General features: G+C 65.1%; 19 protein-coding genes and 1 other RNA gene. 13 read left to right on the forward strand and 7 right to left on the reverse strand.

What is annotated here, in order from left to right:
* Positions 1-125 precede the first annotated feature (125 nt).
* The 5 genes from ACXJMY_RS18055 (at position 126) to ACXJMY_RS18075 (ending at position 7,598) form a co-directional block, all read left to right on the forward strand.
* A complete protein-coding gene (locus tag ACXJMY_RS18055; protein ID WP_456620691.1) occupies positions 126-1,550 on the forward strand; it encodes a methyl-accepting chemotaxis protein in 1,425 nt (474 codons plus the stop codon).
* Positions 1,551-1,925: 375 nt separating this feature from the next.
* Entirely contained in the window at positions 1,926-3,062 is a 1,137-nt protein-coding gene (locus ACXJMY_RS18060) for a DSD1 family PLP-dependent enzyme (protein WP_456620692.1), read from the forward strand.
* A 554-nt stretch (positions 3,063-3,616) separates the two neighbouring features.
* Positions 3,617-4,081, forward strand: a complete 465-nt coding sequence (locus ACXJMY_RS18065) for a (2Fe-2S)-binding protein (protein ID WP_456620693.1) — start codon at positions 3,617-3,619, stop codon at positions 4,079-4,081.
* 8 nt (positions 4,082-4,089) lie between these two features.
* A complete protein-coding gene (locus ACXJMY_RS18070) occupies positions 4,090-6,258 on the forward strand; it encodes a molybdopterin cofactor-binding domain-containing protein (protein WP_456620694.1) in 2,169 nt (722 codons plus the stop codon).
* Entirely contained in the window at positions 6,255-7,598 is a 1,344-nt protein-coding gene (locus ACXJMY_RS18075; protein ID WP_456620695.1) for a c-type cytochrome, read from the forward strand. The genes ACXJMY_RS18070 and ACXJMY_RS18075 overlap by 4 nt, the downstream gene beginning before the upstream one ends.
* Before the next feature lie 234 nt (positions 7,599-7,832).
* Here ACXJMY_RS18075 and ACXJMY_RS18080 read toward each other — a convergent pair whose 3' ends face one another.
* From ACXJMY_RS18080 to ACXJMY_RS18105, 6 genes are all read right to left on the reverse strand, one after another.
* A complete protein-coding gene (locus ACXJMY_RS18080) occupies positions 7,833-8,510 on the reverse strand; it encodes a hypothetical protein (protein ID WP_456620696.1) in 678 nt (225 codons plus the stop codon).
* Positions 8,511-8,529: 19 nt separating this feature from the next.
* Entirely contained in the window at positions 8,530-9,357 is an 828-nt protein-coding gene (locus tag ACXJMY_RS18085) for a TIGR00282 family metallophosphoesterase (RefSeq protein WP_456620697.1), read from the reverse strand.
* Entirely contained in the window at positions 9,335-9,931 is a 597-nt protein-coding gene (locus tag ACXJMY_RS18090) for a 5-formyltetrahydrofolate cyclo-ligase (protein WP_456620698.1), read from the reverse strand. Before ACXJMY_RS18090 ends, ACXJMY_RS18085 begins: the two co-directional genes overlap by 23 nt.
* Positions 9,932-10,124: 193 nt before the next feature.
* Positions 10,125-10,285, reverse strand: a non-coding RNA gene (ssrS, locus tag ACXJMY_RS18095) — 6S RNA.
* Positions 10,286-10,492: 207 nt separating this feature from the next.
* Positions 10,493-10,876 (reverse strand): cell division protein ZapA, encoded by a 384-nt coding sequence (locus ACXJMY_RS18100; protein WP_211382142.1) that lies wholly within the window; start codon positions 10,874-10,876, stop codon positions 10,493-10,495.
* A complete protein-coding gene (locus tag ACXJMY_RS18105; RefSeq protein ID WP_063701112.1) occupies positions 10,873-11,193 on the reverse strand; it encodes a DUF4164 domain-containing protein in 321 nt (106 codons plus the stop codon). Before ACXJMY_RS18105 ends, ACXJMY_RS18100 begins: the two co-directional genes overlap by 4 nt.
* Before the next feature lie 364 nt (positions 11,194-11,557).
* Between ACXJMY_RS18105 and tkt the strand changes: the two genes are divergently transcribed.
* The 8 genes from tkt to ACXJMY_RS18145 all read left to right on the forward strand — a co-directional run bounded on the left by tkt (position 11,558) and on the right by ACXJMY_RS18145 (position 21,076).
* Positions 11,558-13,543: a transketolase gene (gene tkt / locus ACXJMY_RS18110; protein ID WP_456620699.1), complete on the forward strand. Its 1,986-nt coding sequence runs from the start codon at positions 11,558-11,560 to the stop codon at positions 13,541-13,543.
* Between the two features lie 171 nt (positions 13,544-13,714).
* On the forward strand, positions 13,715-14,722 hold the full coding sequence (gene gap, locus ACXJMY_RS18115) for a type I glyceraldehyde-3-phosphate dehydrogenase (protein ID WP_456620700.1): 1,008 nt from the start codon (positions 13,715-13,717) through the stop codon (positions 14,720-14,722).
* 142 nt (positions 14,723-14,864) lie between these two features.
* Positions 14,865-16,061: a phosphoglycerate kinase gene (locus ACXJMY_RS18120; RefSeq protein WP_456620701.1), complete on the forward strand. Its 1,197-nt coding sequence runs from the start codon at positions 14,865-14,867 to the stop codon at positions 16,059-16,061.
* Positions 16,062-16,099: 38 nt separating this feature from the next.
* On the forward strand, positions 16,100-17,167 hold the full coding sequence (gene fba, locus ACXJMY_RS18125; protein ID WP_456620702.1) for a class II fructose-bisphosphate aldolase: 1,068 nt from the start codon (positions 16,100-16,102) through the stop codon (positions 17,165-17,167).
* Positions 17,168-17,423: 256 nt separating this feature from the next.
* Entirely contained in the window at positions 17,424-18,449 is a 1,026-nt protein-coding gene (locus ACXJMY_RS18130; RefSeq protein ID WP_456620703.1) for a class I fructose-bisphosphate aldolase, read from the forward strand.
* 3 nt (positions 18,450-18,452) lie between these two features.
* Positions 18,453-19,121 (forward strand): thiamine phosphate synthase, encoded by a 669-nt coding sequence (locus ACXJMY_RS18135; protein ID WP_456620704.1) that lies wholly within the window; start codon positions 18,453-18,455, stop codon positions 19,119-19,121.
* 8 nt (positions 19,122-19,129) lie between these two features.
* Positions 19,130-20,206: a tetratricopeptide repeat protein gene (locus tag ACXJMY_RS18140; protein WP_456620705.1), complete on the forward strand. Its 1,077-nt coding sequence runs from the start codon at positions 19,130-19,132 to the stop codon at positions 20,204-20,206.
* 84 nt (positions 20,207-20,290) lie between these two features.
* Entirely contained in the window at positions 20,291-21,076 is a 786-nt protein-coding gene (locus ACXJMY_RS18145) for an inositol monophosphatase family protein (protein ID WP_456620706.1), read from the forward strand.
* 30 nt (positions 21,077-21,106) lie between these two features.
* Here ACXJMY_RS18145 and ACXJMY_RS18150 read toward each other — a convergent pair whose 3' ends face one another.
* Entirely contained in the window at positions 21,107-22,234 is a 1,128-nt protein-coding gene (locus ACXJMY_RS18150; RefSeq protein WP_456620707.1) for an AAA family ATPase, read from the reverse strand.
* Between the last annotated feature and the right edge of the window lie 129 nt (positions 22,235-22,363).

Raw genomic sequence — 22,363 nt, forward strand, 5'->3', positions numbered from 1 at the left:
CAATTCTTCGCGCCTGAGTGCACGCTCAGGCAAGACGCCGGACGCGAATCATCCTTTAGAATCGGGATTGGAATGGGAATGCCGCGGAGGGCCGGCGCACGGCTCTGACTGGAGGAAGCCCAAACATGTCCGTCGCGCAGCTTGCAGTATTGGACACCGGATCGAACCGGACGCTGGCCGAGCGCCTCATCGACCAGCTTGCCGACCGCATCGGCGGCCTCGGCGTGGAACTTGCCGACATCGCCGGCAACGTCCAGGAGGTCGCAAGCCGCGTCGCGAACCAGTCTGAACGGTTTCATCACCTCCAGAAGACGGCCGAGACGATGGTCTCGGCCAACCACGACATCGCCAATGCGTCGCAGGCGGTGCAGTCGACCACCTCGGCCGCCGTCGGCGAGATCGCGCAGTCGCGCGGCGCGGTCGACGCCGCGGTCAGCCACATCTCGGAGCTCGTCGCCGCTGTGGGCCGGATCGAGGCGCGCTTGAGCGCCGTCGGCTCCGCGCTGGCGCAGGTCGCAAAGGTGTCCGGCTCGATCGAAGCGATCGCGAAGCAGACCAATCTGCTCGCGCTCAACGCGACCATCGAGGCCGCGCGCGCCGGCAATGCCGGACGCGGCTTCGCGGTGGTGGCAAGCGAGGTGAAGAACCTCGCGGAAGCCACCCGCCAGGCCACGCATCAGATCTCCGACACCGTGCGCGATCTCGACGGCCAGATCGAAGGCCTGATCGGCGAGAGCAGCGACGCCTCGCTGCGCGCAAAGACCGCGGGCGAAGGCGCCCAGCAGATCTCCGGCATCATCTCGCGCGTGCAGCAGGGCTTTGCCTCCGTCGAAGCCGAGATCGACAGCGTCACGCGCGCGGCGACCTCCAATCTCGGCCATTGCGACACCGTCATCACAGAGCTCAACGAGCTGGCCAAGGGCGTCGACCTCTCCTCGCGCGATCTCAAGAACGCCGACCAGCGGGTGACCAAGCTGCTCGACACCTCCGAAGGCCTGATCGCGATGATCGCCGACAGCGGCGTGGAGACGTCGGACGCGCCGCTGATCCGCGCGGTCGTCGAGACCGCCAGGCAGATCTCGGCCGAGTTCGAGGCCGCGATCGATCGCGGCGAGATCACGCTCGACCAGCTCATGGACGAGAAGTACCGGGAAATTCCCGGCACCGATCCAAAGCAGTATCTCACCAGCTACGTCGACTTCGCCGACCGCGTGCTGCCCGCCATCCAGGACCCGATCCAGAAATCCGACCCCCGCATCGTTTTCTGCGTCGCCTGGGCCAGGGGCGGCTACCTGCCGACCCACAATCCGAACTACCGCCTGCCGCAGGGCAAGGACCCGGTCTGGAATAACGCCAATTGCCGCAACCGCCGCCTGTTCAGCGACCGCGCGGTGAAGAAGGTCGCGGCCAACACAAAACCCTTCCTGCTGCAAACCTATCGCCGAGACATGGGCGGCGGGCAGTTCGTGCTGATGAAGGACCTGTCGTCACCGATCATGGTCCGCGGCAGGCACTGGGGCGCGTTCCGCATGGGTTTTCGGCAGAGCTGACGACCGCTCCTGCGGCCCTCACATCAAAATCTGAAAAACAACCCCATGCACAGTAGCCGGGGCGTGAGGAATCAATGGCTTGCGCCTCATCGCACGCAAGGCGCCTGACGAACCCTTGACCCGTCGGGCAAAACAGGGATAGAATACCAATATTCCGAAATCGTACTTGCAGCAGAGGGGCTGCTCACCGCACGAGTCCTGCGTCTGCCCCGGAGCAGATCAGCGACGGGTCCTGGTGCGAGCCCTTCTCACGTTGCTCGTCGACCTTTGCAGCCGAGCGTCGAAGCCGCCAGCACTGGTGCGACGGCCGTTGTTGCCATAGAAAGGCTGCCGCATATTCGGGGCGCGAGCCCGAACACAATCAGCTGGTTTTCGATGTCCCTTCCACCCACCCAAATCGGCGCGCCGCTTTCCGAGATCGATACACCGGCGCTGATCATCGACCTCGACGCCTTCGAGCGCAATCTCGACACGATGGCGACAGCGGTCGGCAAGCTCGGCGTTCGGTTGCGTCCGCATGCGAAGACCCATAAGTCACCGATCATCGCGGCCAAGCAGATCGCGCGCGGCGCGGTTGGCATGTGTTGCCAGAAGGTTGCCGAGGCCGAGATCCTGGTGGCGGGCGGGGTGAGTGACGTCCTCGTCAGCAATGAGGTCGTGGGTCTGCGGAAGCTGGAACGGCTCGCGTCCCTCGCGCGCCACGCGCGCATCAGCGTTTGCGTCGACAATTCGATCGTTCTTGAGCAACTGGCGCTCGCCGCGGAACGGGCCGGCTCGCAGATCGAAGTCCTGGTCGAGGTCGACGTCGGTGCCGGTCRCTGCGGCGTCAGGCCGGGGCCAGCCGCAGCCGGCCTGGCGCGGCAGGCGGCGGGTTCGCGCTTCCTGTCGTTCGGCGGCTTACAGGCCTACCACGGCTCCGCCCAGCACTTGCGCACGCCGGAGGAGCGGCGCGCTGCCATCGCCAGTGCCGCGAACGCGACCATGGAAACACTTCGCGTCCTCAAGGAGGCAGGCTTTCAATGCCGGACGATTGGAGGCGCGGGAACCGGGACGTTCGAACTCGAAGGCGCTAGCGGCGTCTGGAACGAATTGCAGGCCGGCTCCTATATTTTCATGGACGCCGACTACGCGAAAAACGTCGCCGACGGGACGCGCAATGCCAACCTGTTTGAGCATGCGCTGTTCGTGATCGCGACCGTGATGAGCACTCCCTCCGGCGAACGCGCGGTCATCGATGCGGGCCACAAGGCCCTGTCAAACGACAGCGGATTTCCGGTTGTGCTGGGCCGGCCCGACCTGCGCTATCATCGGCCCTCTGACGAGCACGGCCTGCTCGACTTCGACAGCGCTTCGTCACGGCTGGCGATTGGCGACAAGGTGACGCTCATCCCGGGTCATTGCGACCCGACCGTCAATCTCTACGACTGGTATGTCGGCGTGCGCGGCTTCAATAAACCGGACGCCCGCGTGGAGGCGCTTTGGCCGATCGCGGCGCGGGGCGCGGTCACCTGACATACTCACGGCGCAGTGCCGTAGGGTGGGCAAAGCGAAGCGTGCCCACGTGTCTATTGCTGTCTTGCAAGGTTCGTGGGCACGGCGCAAGTGCGCCTTTGCCCACCCTACAATTCCGGACTCGCGAAGAGAGACCCCTCACCCTAGTGAGGTTGTATCCCCCAGCGGTGTTGCCCTCTCCCGCAAGGGGAGAGGGCACAACAATGGCCAGCCGCGATTAATCCCGTCGAACGTAGCCGCGATCGCCGCCCGACTTTCCCAAACGCACGAGTTTCGTCATCGCATGATTTTGCGCGTTCGCACGGTCATCTGCAGCGATCGACGATGGATACGACGAAAATGCGCCAAAACATGACGATTATCATATCAATTAGCCCAAAACCGTTGCAGCGATCGCCGCACAAATTCGTGAACGTCATGGCCTGACGCTTTCGCAGCGCAAATATGCATTGCCGGGAATTTCAACGCTTCATCGTTTCGCGTCGGTATGATTATGGTCGCGCGGAATTCGCCGACATGATCGCCGTAAGCGATCGTCGAGCAAGGGGATGCACATGGCAACTAATCTCACCATCAACGGCGAACAGAAGTCCTTCGACGCGCCACCGGACATGCCGCTGCTGTGGGTGCTGCGCGACATTCTCGGAATGACAGGCACGAAATTCGGTTGCGGCATCGCGCAATGCGGCGCCTGCACGGTGCATGTCGACGGCAAGGCGGTGCGCTCCTGCGTGCTGCCGGTCAGCGCGGTCGAGAACCGCACCATCACCACCATCGAGCACATCGGCAGCACGCCTACGGGCGCGAAGGTGCAGAAGGCCTGGTTAGAGGCCGAAGTGGTTCAGTGCGGCTACTGCCAGTCCGGCCAGATCATGTCGGCCGCGGCACTGCTGGCGGCGACGCCCCATCCCGATGATTCCGACATCGACGCGGCGATGGCCGGCAACATCTGCCGTTGCGGCACCTATGTGCGCATCCGCGAGGCCATCAAGCAGGCCGCCTCCGGCCGGCAGTCGTGAGGTCCGCCATGAATGCACACAACAGCGTCTCCCGCCGCACGCTTCTGACCGGCGGCCTCGCCTCCGGCTTCCTGCTGGCCTTCCACCTGCCGCTGCGCGCCGCCGTCAACGAGCCGGTGCAGCCGCCTGACGCGACCGACGGAAAGTTCGCGCCCAACGCCTTCATCCGCATCGACCCTGAAGGTGCGACCACGCTGGTGATGCCGCAGGTCGAGATGGGACAGGGAATCTACACTGCGATCTCGATGATCCTGGCGGAGGAGCTCGACGCGGATTGGTCGAAAGTCCAACTGCTGCACGCACCGGCCAACGAGAAGCTTTACGGCAATCCGATTTTCATCATTCAGGCGACCGGTGGCTCCACATCGGTCCGGGCATTCTGGAAGCCGCTGCGTGAAGCCGGCGCCAGCGCGCGTGCCATGCTGGTGCAGGCTGCCGCTGCGCAATGGAACGTCGATCCCGCCAGTTGCACGACGTCGAAGGGTGAGGTGACCCACAAGGCGAGCGGCCGGACGCTCTCCTATGGCGCGCTTGCGGCTGCCGCGAGCGGCCAGACGCCGCCCAAGGACGTCCCGCTCAAGGACCCCAAGGATTTCGTCTATATCGGCCAGCCGTTCAAGCGGCTCGATACGCCCGAGAAGGTCAACGGCAAGGCGGTCTACGGTATCGACGCCATCGTGCCGAACATGAAGTTCGCAACGCTGGCGCAGTGCCCGGTTTTCGGCGGCAAGGTCGGCAAGGTCGATGATCGTGCCGCGAAGAAGATTCCGGGTGTGCGAAAGATCGTCGTGCTCGACGATCTCGTCGCCGTCGTCGGCGATCACATGTGGGCGGCGAAAAAAGGCCTGGACGCGCTCGACATCGAGTGGAACGAGGGACCGAACGAAAAGGTCAATTCGAAAGCGATTTGGGACGATTTGCGCGCCGCCAGCGCAAAGGACGGCGTGGTCGCCAAATCCACCGGCGACATCGCCAAGGGCCTCGCGAGCGGCGAAAAACTCGAAGCTTCGTTCGAGCTGCCGTTTCTCGCCCACGCAACGATGGAGCCGTTGAACGCCACGGTGCATTGCACGCCCGATTCCTGCGAAATCTGGACCGGAACGCAGATCATGGCGCGCGTGCAGTCGGAGGCGGCAAAGGCGGCCGGGCTCCCGGTCGAAAAGGTGACCGTCAACAATCACCTGCTGGGCGGCGGCTTCGGCCGCAAGCTCGAGCCTGACATGGTGGTCGCGGCCGTTCGCATCGCCAAAGAGGTCGACGGGCCGGTCAAGGTCGTGTGGACCCGCGAGGAGGACATTCAGCACGACATCTATCGACCGGTCTATCGCGATACGATCGCAGCGACCTTGTCGGCCGGCAAGATCGTCGGCTGGAAATACAAGATTGCCGGCGCTGCGATCATCGCGCGCTGGCTGCCGCCGGCCTTTCAGAAGGGCATCGATATCGACGCGATCGACAGCGCCACCGACGTGCCCTACGACATCCCGAATGTCCACGTCGAATATGTGCGGGCCGAACCGCCGGCGATACCAACGGGGTTCTGGCGCGGGGTCGGGCCCAACAACAACGTGTTTGCGGTCGAATGCTTCATCGACGAACTGGCGCGCAAGGCGGGCAAGGACCCGGTCGAGTTTCGCCGTGGAATGCTGGCCAATCAACCGCGCTTCCTGTCCGTCCTCAATCTTGCGGCAGAGAAAGCCAATTGGGGTCAACCGTTGCCGGCGCGTGTCGGGCGCGGCGTGTGCTTGCAGCCGTCTTTCGGGAGTTTCATCGCAACCGTTGTGGAAGCTGAGGTCGACGAGCAAGGCGAGATCAATCTACGCCGTGCGACCTCGGTGGTGGATACCGGCATCGCCGTCAATCCCGATACGATCGTGGCTCAGGTCGAGGGCGGGCTGATCTTCGGCCTTACCGCCGCGCTCTACGGCGAGATCACCATCGACAAGGGCCGGGTGCAGCAGTCGAACTTCCACGACTACCGCATGATGCGCATCAACGAGACGCCGAAGATCGAGGTTCACCTCGTCAAGAGCGGCGAGGCACCCGGCGGAATTGGCGAGACCGGCACGACGGCGGGGCCGCCGGCGCTGCGAAACGCGATCTACGCCGCAACCGGCGTGGCGCTGCGGCGCCTGCCGATCGACCGGAAACTGCTGGCTGCGGGGAAAAAGGCATGAGCGGCAAGACGCGTATTCTGGCAAGCCTCGTCGTGGTCGCCATCGTCGTGGCCGCGCTCGGCGTCTGGATCATCCGCGGGCCCGGCCCGCTCGATTTCGCTGGCGGCCCCAAGGTGGCGCTGGCGGATTACCGCGCCGGCAAGCCGACCGGCGTGCCGGCAAAGCTCGAGAAGGCAAGCCTGGTCGAACGCGGCGAGTATCTTGCGAAAGCGGCCGACTGCATGGTCTGTCACACCAAGCCCGGCGAGAAGGACTATTCCGGCGGGCTCGGCTTCAAGCTGCCGTTCGGCACGCTGTATTCGACCAACATCACGCCGGACAAGGACACCGGCATCGGCAATTACAGCGACCAGGATTTCCTGGGCGCCGTCCAGCACGGCAAGCGCCGCGACGGCGCTCGGCTCTATCCGGCGATGCCGTACACGTCCTACACCTACATGACCGACGAGGACGTGCTGGCGGTGAAGGCGTATCTGTTCAGCCTGCCGGCGGTGCGCGCGAAGGCGCCGGACAACACGCTGTCGTTCCCGTTCAACCAGCGCTGGGCGATGATCTTCTGGTCGGCCGTGTTCAATCCGGACACGCGCTTTACGCCCGACACCTCGAAGAGCCCGGAGTGGAACAGAGGTGCCTATCTCGCGGAGGCGCTCGCGCATTGCGGCGAGTGTCATACGCCGCGCAATCTCGGCTTCGCGCTGGACAATCGCAAGAAGTTCGCCGGCGCGATCACGGCCGGCTGGCGCGCCTTCAACATCACCTCGGACAAGGCGACTGGTCTGGGCAACTGGCGCGACGAGGATCTGATCTCGTACCTATCGCTCGGCCATGCGCCCGGCCACGGCTCGGCCTCGGGTCCGATGGGTGAAGCCGTCGACCACAGCTTTAGCCAGTTCGCGCCTGAGGACATCCGCGGCATCGTCGCCTATTTGCGCAGCGTACCGCCGCAGCCTTCGCCCGACCTGCCCGCCGGCACGGCGCCCGCCGCGCCTGCCTCGCACAAGGACGGCGTGACGGCGGATGCGCGCGGCAAGCAGGTGTTCGCCAGCGCCTGCGCCAGCTGCCACGGCTGGAGCGGCGAGAGCCCGGTGTCGCCGATGGCGACGCTGACCGGCACCTGGGCCGTCAACGACCCCGCCGCCACCAACGTCGCGCAGATCGTGCTCTCGGGCACCAAGCGACACACGCCGGATGGCGCGCTGTCGATGCCGGCGTTCGGTAATGCGTATAGCGACGACGAGATCGCGGCGGTGGCGAATTACGTCACCGCGCGGTTCGGCACCAAGGGCTCGAAGCTGACGGCGAAGGACGTCGCGGAGTTGAGGGAGCAGACGGCGGAGTAAACGCGCGCGTGGGTCGCTATCCCGCGCGTCACCCTCCAGCGTCGTCCCSGCGAAGGCCGGGACCCATAGCCACAGGCAGTCGTTTGGTGAAGATGCGTGGTTACCTGCTTCGCGCCACAACCACGTCCTGGGGGTATGGGTCCCGGCCTTCGCCGGGACGACACTGAATGTGTGGCGCGAGCTAGCTCAACCAGGACTTCGGCGTTGCCGCCACCAGCGCGATGCGACAACGGGCTAGCGGGCCGCCGACTTTTCCAAGAACGGCAACATCACCCGCTCGAACGTCGGAGGCTTGAAGCCCTTGTACTCTCGCATGATCATCGCCTTGACCGCCGCCAAATCCGGCTTGCTGTCAGGCGACGATTCGGGATTCTTGTCCGACCGAATGAAATCCGGTGCCGTGCCCGGCAATTTGTACAGGTTGAAGTCGCTTCGGCGGGTAGCGAAATCGGCTTGCAGGTAACCCTCCGCCATCATTGCGCTGGCTGGCGCCAGGTAGAATCCATCTTCGCGATAGGGGCCAAGCACCGAAAAGGTCCTGGAACCTTTTGCGACATCGACGAGCTGATGGCTCAGGCGAACCAGCTCGATATCGTTGCCGCCCGCCCTGATGTGGACGCGGCGCAGGGGGAGCTCTGTAGCATCCTGGGTCACGACGCTCACGAGCACGAGCACATGCTTTGCCGTCGCGGCATACTCCTCGGCAGTCATCGGCCAAGCGAAATCGATCGCCGAGCCCCGCGCCGCCTTTGGCACCATGCGGGCCGTCTCGTTGGCGGACTTCTCCAGCCGTTCCGCGATATCTGCAGGAGACACGGCCCCCCGCGCCGGCGGCCGTGGCTTGCTCAGGATCTGCGCGAGCGCATCATTCGAGAGCAGCAGCAACAGCAGGATGGCAACGAGCCTCGGCACCACGGACTCCCGGGTCAATTCAGGAATGCATCCAGAATGCGGGCTTCGCCGGCTCCAGCCGGCCGCCCGCGCGCACCGGCGCGATCCGCAGCGCAAGCCCCGTGGCGTCATCCGTTTCCACGGCAACGCCGCTGAGCGTGGCGACGCCGGCCGCCGGCTCGAAACGGCCCGACGGAATCCCCGACGTGAAGCGGCGCAGCGGCTCTTCCTTCTGCATGCCGATGATGGAGTCGTAATCGCCGGTCATGCCGGCGTCGGTCATGTAGGCGGTGCCGCCGGTGAGGATCTGGTGGTCGGCGGTCGGCACATGCGTATGCGTGCCGACGACGAGGCTGGCGCGGCCGTCGCAGAAGAAGCCGATGCCCTGCTTCTCGCTGGTCGCCTCGCAATGGAAGTCGACGACGATGGCATCGGCCGCAATGCCGAGCGGACAGGCGCCGAGCTCGCGCTCGAGCGCCGCGAAGGGATCGTCGAACGGGGTCATGAAGACGCGGCCCAAAGCGTTGACGACGAGGGCATGCTTGCCGTTCTTGGTCTCGACCAGCGCGGCGCCGCGGCCGGGCGTGCCGCGCGGATAGTTCGCCGGCCGCACCAGGCGCTCGGCGCGCTCGATGAACACCAGCGCCTCGCGCTGGTCCCAGGAATGGTTGCCGAGCGTCACCGCGTCGGCGCCGGCATCGAGAAGCTCCTGGTAGATCGCCTCGGTGATGCCGAAGCCGCCGGCCGAGTTTTCGCCGTTGACGACGACGAAATCGAGCGACCAGTCCTTGACCATGCCGGGCAGATGTTCGGCGATCGCCGAGCGCCCCGCGCGGCCGACGACATCACCTACGAAGAGAATGCGCAACTTCAGAACTCCGGAAATCGAACACGTCCGATTCCGTTAGCACATAATCCAGCGCGACGTCGTGCGATAGTGCCGGAACCGCCTCGATCTCCTGCGCGGCAAAAGCCAGCCCGATGCCGACGATCTGCTTGACCTTGCGCAAATGCGCGAAGCTGTGGTCGTAGTGCCCCGCGCCGTAGCCGATGCGATGGCCGAGACGGTCGAAGGCAGCGAGCGGCGTCAGCATGATGTCGGGGACGACTTCGCTTGCTGCCGGCGACGGCTCGGGAATGCCGAGCGGGCCGAGCATCAGGCGGTCGTTCGGATGAAAGATGCGGAAGACCAGCGACTGGCCGCGCGCGGTGACGCAAGGCAGCGCCAGCTGTGCTCCCTCCTCGGCGAGCTTTTTCATCAACGGCATCGGATCGATCTCGCTGCGGATCGGCGAGTAGCCGGAGACGATGCTGCCGGGCAGGACCTTGAAGGGCAGCCCGCGCTTGGCGAGTTTTGTTGCGGCCGTGGCGCGTTTCTTCTCGCTCAACGCGTCGCGCTTGGCGAGGGCTTTGGCCCGGAGTTCGGCTTTGGTGTTGGTCATGTGCGCTTGCTCCGCCGTCATCGCCCGCCTTGTGCGCACTTGCGCACTGGGGCAGGCGATCCAGTATTCCAGAGACGCCAGTGATCAAACATCGACGCCGCGGCGTACTGGATGCCCCGCCTTCGCGGGGCATGACACTGCCGGTTTGTCGTGGACGGCCATCCGACAAGAACGCATTGCCAGAAAACACAAGTGCGAAGCCGCGAACGCCGTTGAAGCACTCGATCCCGGAGTTCCCTACGAAAGTAGGTGGGCACCATATGTCCGGGCCCACGGGCCCGGCCAGGGACAGTTCCCTAAAGGATCGATAAGGCCCCGGGGATATATGGCTCCGGACGCGCGTCGCAGCCTCGCTCGGGCAATGTAACAACGATACTGACGAATCACCAGCCCGGCTTGCAGTTGCTGGTCACCTCTCCCGCTTGCGGGAGAGGTCGACGCGCGAAGCGCGGCGGGTGAGGGCTCTCTCCTCTTGGGGGTTTCTCGTTTGTGGAGACACCCTCTCCCCAACCCTCCCCCGCAAGCGGGGGAGGGAGCGCACCGCCCGCGTGGCAGCGGCCCCTACCCGATCGCGATGCCGTTGCCGACGGTCCGGTTCAGGACCTGGGTCGACTTCTCGATCCGTTCGGCCGCGGCGTTCAGCGCATTGACCACCGCGGTCTGCGTCATCCGGGCGCGCTCGACGGCGGCATTGCGGAAATCCCGCAGCTCGGTCAATTCCTGCTCCATGGTGCGGATGCGGTTGCCCGAATCGACCAGCTCGTCGCAGACGGTCAGCGCCGCCATCACGGTGAGCCTGGCATCGCCGATCTCACCGAATTTTCCGCGCAGGGACTGAATTCGCGTCTCCAGGCTTTCGGCGAGCTTGAGCAGCCGCACCTCCTGGCCCTCCTCGCAGGCCATGCGGTACTGCCGGCCATTGATGGTGACGTTGATGTGGCTCATCCATCCTCTCCGGTATCGAGCACCGAGCGTATCGTGACGATGGCGGAATCCAGCCGGTCGGAGATCTCGCGATTGGTGCGCTCGAGCTTGCGCGCCTTCACCAGCGCGCCGTCGAGCTCGTCGGCGAGCCGCGAGCGGTCGGCGCCGAGCGCCTGGATTCGCGTCGCAAGCTCGTTCTCGTCGCGATCGGCATCGCGCCGCCGCTCGACCGCGCTTTCGAGTGCGTCGAGCGCCGCCATGAGCCTGCGGGTCGCGATCTCGATCTCGACGGCCGAGGACTCGGTCATGGCGGAACTGTTGGAAACGCGATCGTTCATGCGGTCAGCGGTGGACCTTCGTGGCCTTTGCATCGGGGCTTGCCGCCCGGCAAAAGACTCGGTTCGGCAAGCGGTTAGAAGCAGAAATTTACGTGGCAAGCTAGCAAATCGCAACGTCGCCGCGAAACTATGCACCGATAGATCGGCCCTGAGCATGCCGGCCGGTTGGTTCCTGATCTGCACGATCCGCGACTGCGGCTTTTCCGGATTGCGAAACGAGCAACTTTTCGCCCGGGAATGGCGTTTGATTGCCTTGGACTCCCGGAACCGAGATGCTATCCCAGCCGCGACCCCAGCGGCCGCAAGGCTCCTTCCAGCGCGGCGAATTCCGCCACAAGCGCCTCATTTCAGACGGATTTCAGACATGACGCAGGTCGACCACACCCGTATGGCCAACGCAATCCGCGGCCTCGCAATGGACGCCGTGGAGAAGGCGAAATCCGGCCATCCTGGTTTGCCGATGGGCGCGGCCGACGTGGCCACGGTGCTGTTCACGCAGTTCCTGAAATTCGATGCGGCAACGCCGGCCTGGCCCGACCGCGACCGTTTCGTGCTCTCGGCCGGCCACGGTTCGATGCTGCTCTATGCGCTGCTCTATCTGACCGGCAACACCGACATGACGCTGGACCAGCTCAAGCAGTTCCGCCAGCTCGGCGGGCTGACGCCGGGGCACCCCGAGAACTTCCACACCAAGGGCATCGAGACCACCACCGGCCCGCTCGGCCAGGGCATCTCGACCGCGGTCGGCATGGCGCTCGCCGAGAAGATGCTCGCCGCCGAGTTCGGCAAGAAGATCGTCGACCACCACACTTTCGTGCTCGCCTCCGACGGCGACCTGATGGAAGGCGTGTCGCAGGAAGCGATCGCGATGGCCGGGCACTGGAAGCTCAACAAGATGATCGTGCTCTACGACGACAACGGCATCTCGATCGACGGCCCGACCTCGATCTCCGACTCCGTCGACCAGGTGAAGCGCTTCAAGTCCGCGGGGTGGGCCGCCGAGAAGATCGACGGCCACGACCAGGCCGCGATCACAGCCGCGATCACGCGCGCCAAGAAATCCAGCAAGCCGACGCTGATCGCCTGCCGCACCACCATCGGCTTCGGCGCGCCGCACAAGGCCGGCACCGCGAAGGCGCATGGCGAGGCGCTCGGCGCCGAGGAGCTCAAGGCCGCCAAGGAAAATCTCGGCATCTCGCTCGAGCCGTTCGCGGTGCCCGATGACGTGCTGAAGGCCTGGCGCGAAGCCGGCAGCCGCGGCTCTGTGGCGCGCCAGGAATGGGAAGGACGGATCAGCGAGCTCGGCAGCCGCAAGCGCGCCGAGTTCGAGCGCCGGCTCCGCCATGAGCGGCCGGCCTCGCTCGCAAAGGCGGTGCGCGCCTACAAGAAGGAGCTTTTGGAAAAGCCGATGACTGCGGCGACCCGCAAATCCTCGGAAGCCGTGATCGAAGTCATCGCGGGCGCGATGCCGATGGAGTTCCTGGCGGGCTCGGCCGACCTCACCGGCTCCAACAACAACAAGGCGAAGTCGGCAAGCGCCTTCTCCGCCAAGACGCCGAAGGGCCGCTTCATCCATTACGGCATCCGCGAGCACGGCATGGCCGCCGCCATGAACGGCATCTTCCTGCACGGCGGTTTCGCGCCGAACGGCGCGACCTTCCTGGTGTTCACGGATTATGCGCGGCCCGCGATGCGGCTGGCCGCCCTGATGGGCGCCGGCGTCGTCTACGTGATGACCCACGATTCCATCGGCCTCGGCGAAGACGGCCCGACCCACCAGCCGGTCGAGCATCTCGCCGCACTCCGGGCCATTCCCAACATGCGCGTGTTCCGCCCCTGCGACTCCATCGAGGTCGCCGAGTGCTGGGAGCTCGCGCTCAACCGCGTCGACGGGCCGACCGTGCTGGCGCTGACGCGGCAGAACCTGCCGCAGCTGCGCACCAATGCGCCGAACGAAAGCCCTTGCCAGGACGGCGCCTACGAGCTCGTCGCCGCCCAGGGCGAGGCCAAGGCGACGCTGTTCGCGTCCGGCTCCGAGGTCGAGATCGCGGTCGCCGCGCAGAAGCAGCTCGCCGAACGCGGCATCCCGTCGCGGGTGGTCTCGGTGCCGTCGCTCGAGCTGTTGTTAGCGCAACCAGAGGCGAAGCGTGCCGCGATCATCGGCAACGCGCCGGTGAAGGTCGCGATCGAGGCCGCGGTGCGCTGGGGCTGGGATGCCGTGATCGGCCAGGATGGCGAATTTATCGGCATGCATTCCTTCGGCGCCAGCGCGCCGGCGAAGGACCTTTACAAGCATTTCGGCATTACCGCCGAGGCTGCGGTTAACGCCGTGCTGAAACGCGTTTCCTGAGAGTTGAGCTTGCCAAAAAAAAGGACTACGTAACTCCTCATATGATCAAGCACCGCCCGGCCGAACCGGGCGTCCGCCCTAAAAAAACCCTCGCAGGCGCGCTAAGCGCGTTGTGCGGGATGACAGACGTCATTGAACACGCGTCATTGAACGGTCATAAGGAGACGAAACATGGCAGTCCGCGTCGGAATTAACGGTTTTGGCCGCATCGGTCGCAACATCCTGCGGGCTATCGCTGAGTCCGGCCGCAAGGACATCGAGGTGGTCGGCATCAACGATCTCGGCCCGGTCGAGACCAACGCCCATCTCCTCCGCTTCGACAGCGTCCATGGCCGCTTCCCCGGCACCGTCACCGTCGATGGCGACTCGATCAACCTTGGCAGCGGCAAGATCAAGGTGACCGCCGAGCGCGATCCCTCGAAGCTGCCCTGGAAGGATCTCGGCGTCGACATCGCGATGGAGTGCACCGGCATCTTCACCGCGAAGGACAAGGCCTCCGCGCATCTGACCGCCGGCGCCAAGCGCGTGCTGGTCTCCGCGCCCGCCGACGGCGCCGACGCCACCATCGTCTACGGCGTCAACCACGACACGCTGACCAAGGATCATCTGGTCGTCTCCAACGGCTCCTGCACCACCAACTGCCTCGCGCCGGTCGCCAAGGTGCTGAACGACCTCGTCGGCATCGAGACCGGCTTCATGACCACGATCCACGCCTATACCGGCGACCAGCCGACGCTGGACACGCTGCACAAGGATCTCTATCGCGGCCGTGCGGCGGCGATGTCGATGATCCCGACCTCGACCGGCGCCGCCAAGGCGATCGGCCTCGTTCTGCCCGAACTGAAGGGCAAGCTCGACGGTGTCTCGATCCGCGTGCCGTCCCCGAACGTCTCGGTCATCGACCTCAAGATCGTCGCCAAGCGCGCCACCGACGCCAAGGAAATCAACGCGGCGATGAAGCGCGCCTCCGAGCAGCAGCTCAAGGGCATTCTCGGCTACACCAACGCGCCGAACGTCTCGATCGACTTCAACCACGACCCGCACTCCTCGACCTTCCACGAGGACCAGACCAAGGTGCAGAACGGCACGCTGGTGCGCGTGATGTCCTGGTACGACAATGAGTGGGGTTTCTCGAACCGCATGGCGGACACCGCCGTCGCGTTCGCGAAGGTGATCTAAGCAAGGTCTCGTGTCCCGGACGCGGCGCAGCGTGGCTTCACGATGCGCCGCGGAGCCGGGACCCATGTCTCACCCCGCGTAGGTCCCGGTTCAGCACAGCGGCACTTCGCGCCGCAGTGCGCCCGGGACAAGAGAGTGTCCGATGGCGAACAAATTCCGCACCCTCGACGACGTCGATGTGAAGGGCAAACGCGTGCTGCTGCGCGTCGATCTCAACGTGCCCATGGAGAACGGGCGCGTCAGCGACGCAACGCGGCTCGAGCGCGTCGCGCCGACCATCACCGAAATCTCGGACAAGGGCGGCAAGGTCATCCTGCTCGCGCATTTCGGCCGGCCGAAGGGACGTGATGCCAAGGAGTCGCTCAAGCCCGTCGCCGAGGCGTTGGCGGCGGTCGTGAAGAAGCCCGTCGCCTTCGCCGATGACTGCATCGGCGAGCCCGCGGCCAAGGCCGTGGCGGCGCTGAACGACGGCGACATCCTCTGCCTGGAAAACACCCGCTTCCACAAAGAGGAAGAAAAGAACGATCCGGCCTTCGTCGCGGAATTGGCGAAACTCGGCGACATCTGGGTCAATGACGCCTTCTCGGCGGCGCACCGCGCCCATGCCTCGACCGAGGGCCTCGGCCACAAGCTGCCGGCCTATGCCGGCCGCACCATGCAGGCCGAGCTCGTCGCGCTGGAGAAGGCGCTGGGTTCGCCGACCAAGCCCGTCATCGCGATCATCGGCGGCGCAAAAGTCTCGACCAAGATCGACCTGCTCGAAAACCTCGTCAACAAGGTCGATGCGCTGGTGATCGGCGGCGGCATGGCCAACACCTTCCTGCACGCGCAGGGCGTCGGGATCGGCAAATCGCTGGCCGAGAAGGATCTGGCCGCCACCGCAGTGCGCATCATGGAAAAGGCCGAGGCCGCCAACTGCGCCATCATCCTGCCGGTGGACGCCACCGTCGCCTACCATTTCGCGGCCAACGCGCCCTCGCATGCCTATGGCCTCGACGCGATCCCGGCCGACGGCATGATCCTCGACGTCGGCCCGCAATCGATCGCCCGCGTCCATGCCGCGATCGACGATGCGGCGACCCTGGTCTGGAACGGCCCGCTCGGCGCCTTCGAGCTGCAGCCCTTCGACCGCGGCACGGTCTCGGCCGCCAAGCACGCCGCCGAGCGCACCAAGGCCAAGAAGCTGATCTCGATCGCGGGCGGCGGCGACACCGTCGCGGCCCTCAACCAGGCCCATGTGGCCGGTGATTTCACCTATGTCTCGACCGCAGGTGGCGCATTTCTTGAATGGATGGAAGGCAAGCCCCTGCCCGGCGTCGAGGTCTTGCGCGTCAAGTAATTAGCGGCCGAACTGGCCCAAACGGGAGAAAGATACAGATGGCTCGGATCACGTTGCGTCAATTGCTCGATCATGCGGCGGAACACGATTACGGCGTACCGGCCTTCAACATCAACAACATGGAGCAGGCCTTAGCGATCATGGACGCGGCCAACCAGGTCGATGCGCCGGTCATCATCCAGGCCTCGCGCGGTGCGCGCTCCTACGCCAACGACATCATGCTCAAGCACATGATGGACGCGGTGACCGAAATCTACCCGCACATCCCGGTCTGCGTGCATCTCGACCACGGCAACGAGGCCGCGACCTGCATGACGGCGATCCAGGCCGGCTTCACCTCGGTGATGATGGACGGCTCGCTCAAGGCCGACGGCAAGACCCCCGGCGACTGGGGCTACAATGTCGGCGTCACCAAGACCGTGACCGACATGGCCCATCTCGGCGGCATCTCGGTCGAGGGCGAGCTCGGCGTGCTCGGCTCGCTCGAGACCGGCATGGGCGACAAGGAAGACGGCCACGGCGCCGAAGGCAAGCTGAGCCACGACCAGCTCCTGACCAATCCGGACGAGGCCGTGAAGTTCGTCCAGGAGACCAGGGTCGATGCGCTCGCGATCGCGATGGGGACTTCGCACGGTGCCTACAAGTTCACCCGCAAGCCGGACGGCGACATCCTCGCCATGAACGTGATCGAGGAGATCCACCGCAAGCTGCCGAACACGCATCTCGTCATGCATGGTTCGTCCTCGGTGCCGCAGGACCTCCAGGACATCATCAACAGCTATGGCGGCAAGATGAAGCCGACCTGGGGCGTGCCGGTCGCCGAGATCCAGCGCGGCATCAAGAACGGCGTGCGCAAGATCAACATCGACACCGACAACCGCATGGCGATGACCGGCCAGATCCGCAAGGTGCTCAAGGACAACCCGGAAGAGTTCGACCCGCGCAAGTACCTGAAGCCGGCGATGGAAGCCATGACCAAGCTGTGCAAGCAGCGGCTCCAGGAATTCAACACCGCAGGCCAGGCCTCCAAGATCAAGAAGGTCCTGACCACCGCCGAAATGGCCAAGCGCTACGCCAAGGGCGAGCTGGATCCGAAGGTGGCGTGATCTCTATCCCTCCCTCTCCCCGTTCTTACGGGGAGAGGGTCGGGGTGAGGGGCTCTCTCCGCGGACGAGATGACCGCGGGACCTGTACCCCCTCACCCGGATCGCAAGGGCGATCCGACCTCTCCCCGCAGGTGGGGAGAGGTAACAAGACCTCCCTGCCCGCCCCTTTACCCTGCGACGAACGTTAACTCGGCATTTGCCCGAGAACGGTCTATTTTCACAGGCAAGGGCAGAATCGTTTTGGGAGGACCTCTCGATGAATCTGACTGAGCTCAACAGGATCGCGACCGCCATGGTCACCCCCGGCAAGGGCATCCTTGCCGCCGACGAATCCTCCGGCACCATCAAGAAGCGGTTTGACGCGATCGGCGTGGAATCGACGGAATCAAGCCGCCGCGACTATCGCGAGATGCTGTTCCGCTCCAAGGAGGCCATGAGCCAGTATATCTCCGGCGTCATCCTCTATGACGAGACGATCTGGCAGGACGCGAAGGACGGCACGCCGCTGGTCAAGCTGATCAAAGAGACCGGCGCCATCCCCGGCATCAAGGTCGACGAGGGCACGCAAGCCCTGCCGATGTGCCCGGGCGAGCTCGTCACCGTCGGGCTCGACAAGCTCGCCGAGCGGCTGAAGAAATATTACGAGCGTGGTGCGCGCTTCGCCAAATGGCGCGCGGTGATCGACATCGGCAGCGGGATCCCCTCGATGACGGCGATCGGCGTCAACGCCCATGCGCTGGCGCGCTATGCGGCGCTGTGCCAGGCCGCGCAGATCGTGCCGATCGTCGAGCCGGAGGTGCTGATGGACGGCGATCACGACATCGACCGCTGCTATGAGGTAACCCAACGCGTGCTCAACAAGACCTTTCAGGAATTGCGCGTGCAGCGCGTCGCGCTCGAGGGCATGGTGCTGAAGCCGAACATGGCGATCTCCGGCAAGAAATCCACCAAGCAGGCCTCGGTCGAGGAGGTCGCGGAGAAGACGATGCGGCTCTTGAAAGCATGCGTGCCGGCGGCGGTGCCCGGCATCGCCTTCCTCTCCGGCGGCCAGTCCGACGAGGAGGCGACCGCGCATCTCAACGCCATGCACAAGCTCGGCCCGCTGCCCTGGGGCCTGACCTTCTCCTACGGCCGCGCGCTGYAGGCGGCGCCGCAGAAGGCGTGGTCCGGCAAGGCCGAGAACGTCGCGGCCGGCCAACGCGCCTTCAGCCACCGCGCGCGGATGAATGGGCTGGCCACCAAGGGCGAATGGCAAAGCAGCCTGGAAAAGAAGGCAGCCTAGATCTTGTCGAACAAATCGCCTCCACCGCGCCCGGCGCCGCGCCTCTATCTCGCGACGCCTGTTGTCGATGATCCCGCGTCGCTCGTCGCCGAGTTGCCGGGCCTGCTCGCCGCTGCCGACGTCGCGGCCGTGCTGCTGCGGCTGAAGGAGACCGACCAGCGCACCATGATCTCGCACATCAAGGCGCTGGCGCCGCCGGTCCAGAAAGGGGGCGCTGCGCTGCTCGTCGACGGCCATCCTGAGCTGGTCGCACGCGGCGGCGCCGACGGCGCGCACCTGCCCGGCATGGCCGCGCTGAAAGAGGCGCTGCCATCGCTCAAGCCCGATCGCATCGCCGGCGTCGGCGGGTTGACGACGCGGCACCATTCCATGGATGCGGGCGAGATTGGCGCGGACTACGTGTTGTTCGGCGAGCCCGACGCAAAGGGCGAGCGGCCGTCGGCGCAAGCCATTGCCGAACGGCTGGACTGGTGGGCCGAGCTGTTCGAGCCGCCCTGCGTCGGCTTTGCGACCTCGTTCGAGGAGGCCTACGACTTCGCCGCCAGCGGCGCCGATTTCGTGCTGGTCGGCGACCTGATCTGGGCCGATCCGCGCGGGCCCAAGGCCGCGCTGATCGAGGCCGATGCTGCGATCAAGAAGGCTCACGCGACTCTCCCCGTGGACCAGGGCTAGCGCCCGAGATGAAGCTCAAGCGCATCACCATCCTGGCCACGCTGCTGCTGACGGCGCCCGCGGCCGCGCAGCTCCAGATCACGCCGCCTGCGGCAGCGCCGAGCCCCTCGCCTGCCAAGGAAAAGCCCAAAGACAAGCCGGCGGTGAAGCCGCACACCATCACCAAGAAGAAAGATGCCGCGCCAAAACCGTCGGCCTCGCCGACCCCGGCGCCGGCCGCGACCGTGATCCCCGCGCCCCCGACCGATAATTCAAATGTCGACCTGGTGTACGGCGCCTATCAGCGCGGCCAGTACAAGACGGCGTTCGAGCTCGCTACCGCGCGCGCCAAGGCCGGCGATCCCAAGGCCATGACCATGCTGGGCGAACTCTACTCCAACGCCATGGGCATCCGGCGCGACTATGCCAAGGCGCTCGAATGGTACAAGCGCGCGTCCGACGCCGGCGACCGCGAGGCGATGTTCGCGCTCGCCATGCTGCGCATGTCCGGCCGCGGCGGCCCGGTCGACAAGGGCGAGGCGGTGAAGCTGATGGCGTCCGCCGCCAAGCTCGGCGAACCCAAGGCGGCCTATAACCTCGCGCTGCTCTATCTCGACGGCCAGACCCTGCCGCAGGACGTCAGGCGCTCGGCCGAGCTGCTGCGCCAGGCGGCTGACGCGGGCCTGCCCGAAGCGCAATACGCGCTGGCGACCTTCTACAAGGAAGGCACCGGCGTGCCGAAGGACCCCGAAAGGGCGGTGCGGCTGCTCCAGGCGGCGTCGCTGACCGACAATGTCGATGCCGAGGTCGAATATGCCATCGCGCTGTTCAACGGCACCGGCACGCCGAAGAACCAGCCGGCCGCCGTCGCGTTGCTGCGCAAGGCCTCCCGCCAGGGCAGCGCGATTGCGCAGAACCGGCTGGCCTGGGTGCTGATCAACGGCATGGGCACGTCCGCGGACAAGGTCGAGGGTTTTAAATGGCACCTGGTGGCCAAAACCGCCGGCAAGGGCGATCCCGAGCTCGACAAGCAGTTCTCCGAACTGCCCCCCGACGACCGGGCCAAGGCCGAGGCCGCCGCCAAAAAATGGCTCGGGACCAAATGACTTGACCTTAAGCCCCTCACAGGGCACCCCATCCCTCAAACACGCGCGATTTCGCGCCATTTCCCCCGATTAAGACCAGAGCTCATGCTGTATTCCGCCACTATCAACGTCATGGTCAAGGCTGCGCGTCGCGCCGGCCGCAGCCTCAAGCGCGATCTCGGCGAGATCGAGCATCTCCAGGTCTCGCTGAAGGGGCCGGCGAACTTCGTCTCGCTCGCCGACAAGCGCGCCGAGGAGATCCTCTACCAGGACCTCGCCAAGGCGCGGCCCGGCTACGGCTTCATCGGCGAGGAAGGCGGCACGCGGGAGGGCAGCGACAAGAGCCATACCTGGATCGTCGATCCGCTCGACGGCACCACCAACTTCCTGCACGGCATCCCGCAATTCGCGATCTCGATCGGGCTGTCGCGCGAAGGCACCATCATCGCCGGTGTGATCTACAACCCGGCCAATGACGAGCTCTACATCGCCGAGCGCGGCAAGGGCGCCTTCCTCAACGACCAGCGCCTGCGCGTGGCCGGCCGCCGCCAGCTCAACGAATGCGTGGTGGCCTGCGGCCTGCCCCATATCGGCCGCGGCGACCACGAGGAATTCCGCCGCGAGATGACCGCGATCCAGGACCGCGTCGCAGGGCTGCGCCGCTTCGGCGCCGCCTCGCTCGACTTAGCCTTCGTCGCCGCCGGCCGCCTCGACGGCTACTGGGAACGCAATCTGCAATCCTGGGACGTCGCCGCCGGCCTGATCATGGTGCGGGAAGCGGGTGGGACGGTGACCGACATCGACACGCCGGGTGATGCTCTGGTGACCGGGCATGTCGTGTGCGGCAATGAGTTCGTGCACGGGGAATTGGTGAAGATTTTGCGGAAGTAGGCAGTCGCACGACGGCTCGATGCGCAACGGCTAAGAGTCGTCGTCGTCGGGTTCGTCATCGCGATATTCACCGCCAATGGTCAGGCCCTCGATGGCCGTGGCGCCTTTCGACTTGATGACCCGGCGAAGCGGGGCCGAACTCTCGCTTCGCAATGCCTCCATCAGCTGTTCCGAATGGGTGACAATCCAGATGTCGGCCCGGCGTGATGCCTTGGCGATCAGGCGCGCCAGTGGCGCCAGCAGTGACGGATGCAGGCTGGTCTCGGGTTCGTTCAGCGCGATGAACGGCGGCAGCCGATAGCCCATGAACACCGCGAGCAGGCAGATGTATTTCAGAGTCCCATCGGACAATTCGTGGGCCTTGAACGGCCGCGGCATATCCGCCAGTTGCAGATCAAATTCACACCAACCGTTTTCTTCCCATGCGCGGAGCTCGGCGCCCGGGAATGCATCCTGGATTGCGTCCTGCAGATCGATGGCGTCTTCCCGAATGGTATAGAGTGTCGCCAGGGCGGCAGCCAAATCGCTTCCATCGGCACTGAGCGAGGGCGTCGTGATCGCAAGACACGGCTTTCGTATCGGTGACGCCGGATCGGTGCGAAAGTCGTGATAGAATCGCCAGCCCAGCATTGCGTTTCTGATCAAATCGATTTCGGGGCATTCCTTGCCATCGGAAAAGCCCGCAAGCGCGGTCTCGGACGGCAGCACCGCGTCCTTGTGGCTGATCCATGCACCACTCTCGCCGCGGACGCTGACGAGCGAGTTTTTCCGCTCCATCAGTTGAACCGTTCGTTTACCCTGCGTCGCCTCGATACTTTCGGTCTTGATCATCGGTTCGCCGGAAAACGCCGCCTCGAGCGGGCCAGGAAATCCGAGCTCAATGGAATATTTGAGACGGTCGAACCTGGCAGACAAATGCAGTCGCCCATCTTCGCCGCGTTTGCGGAGGCCGGACCAGCACACCGAATTCAATCCGCCTTCGTCGGCGATCGTGCGCGTGATCCGCCCTGTTGCCGCGTCGCGCAACAGCGACAAGGACTTGTAGAGATTGGACTTGCCGACGCCATTCTCACCGACAAACACGGATAGGGGGTGGATGGGTATGGAGAGCCGCCGAATGGAGCGATAGTTGGAGATCGCAATGTCGGTCGGACGCATCACATGCTCTTAATCGGCAGGCTTTGTGTGCATTCGGCGCAGTGCGAATACACATTCTCTCAATCCAGAGATGTAGTCTGGATCGACGGCCCCGCGAAAGCAAGCCGAACGTCCGTTTGATGTCGCGTG

The organism is Bradyrhizobium sp. P5_C12 (genome assembly GCF_054049735.1).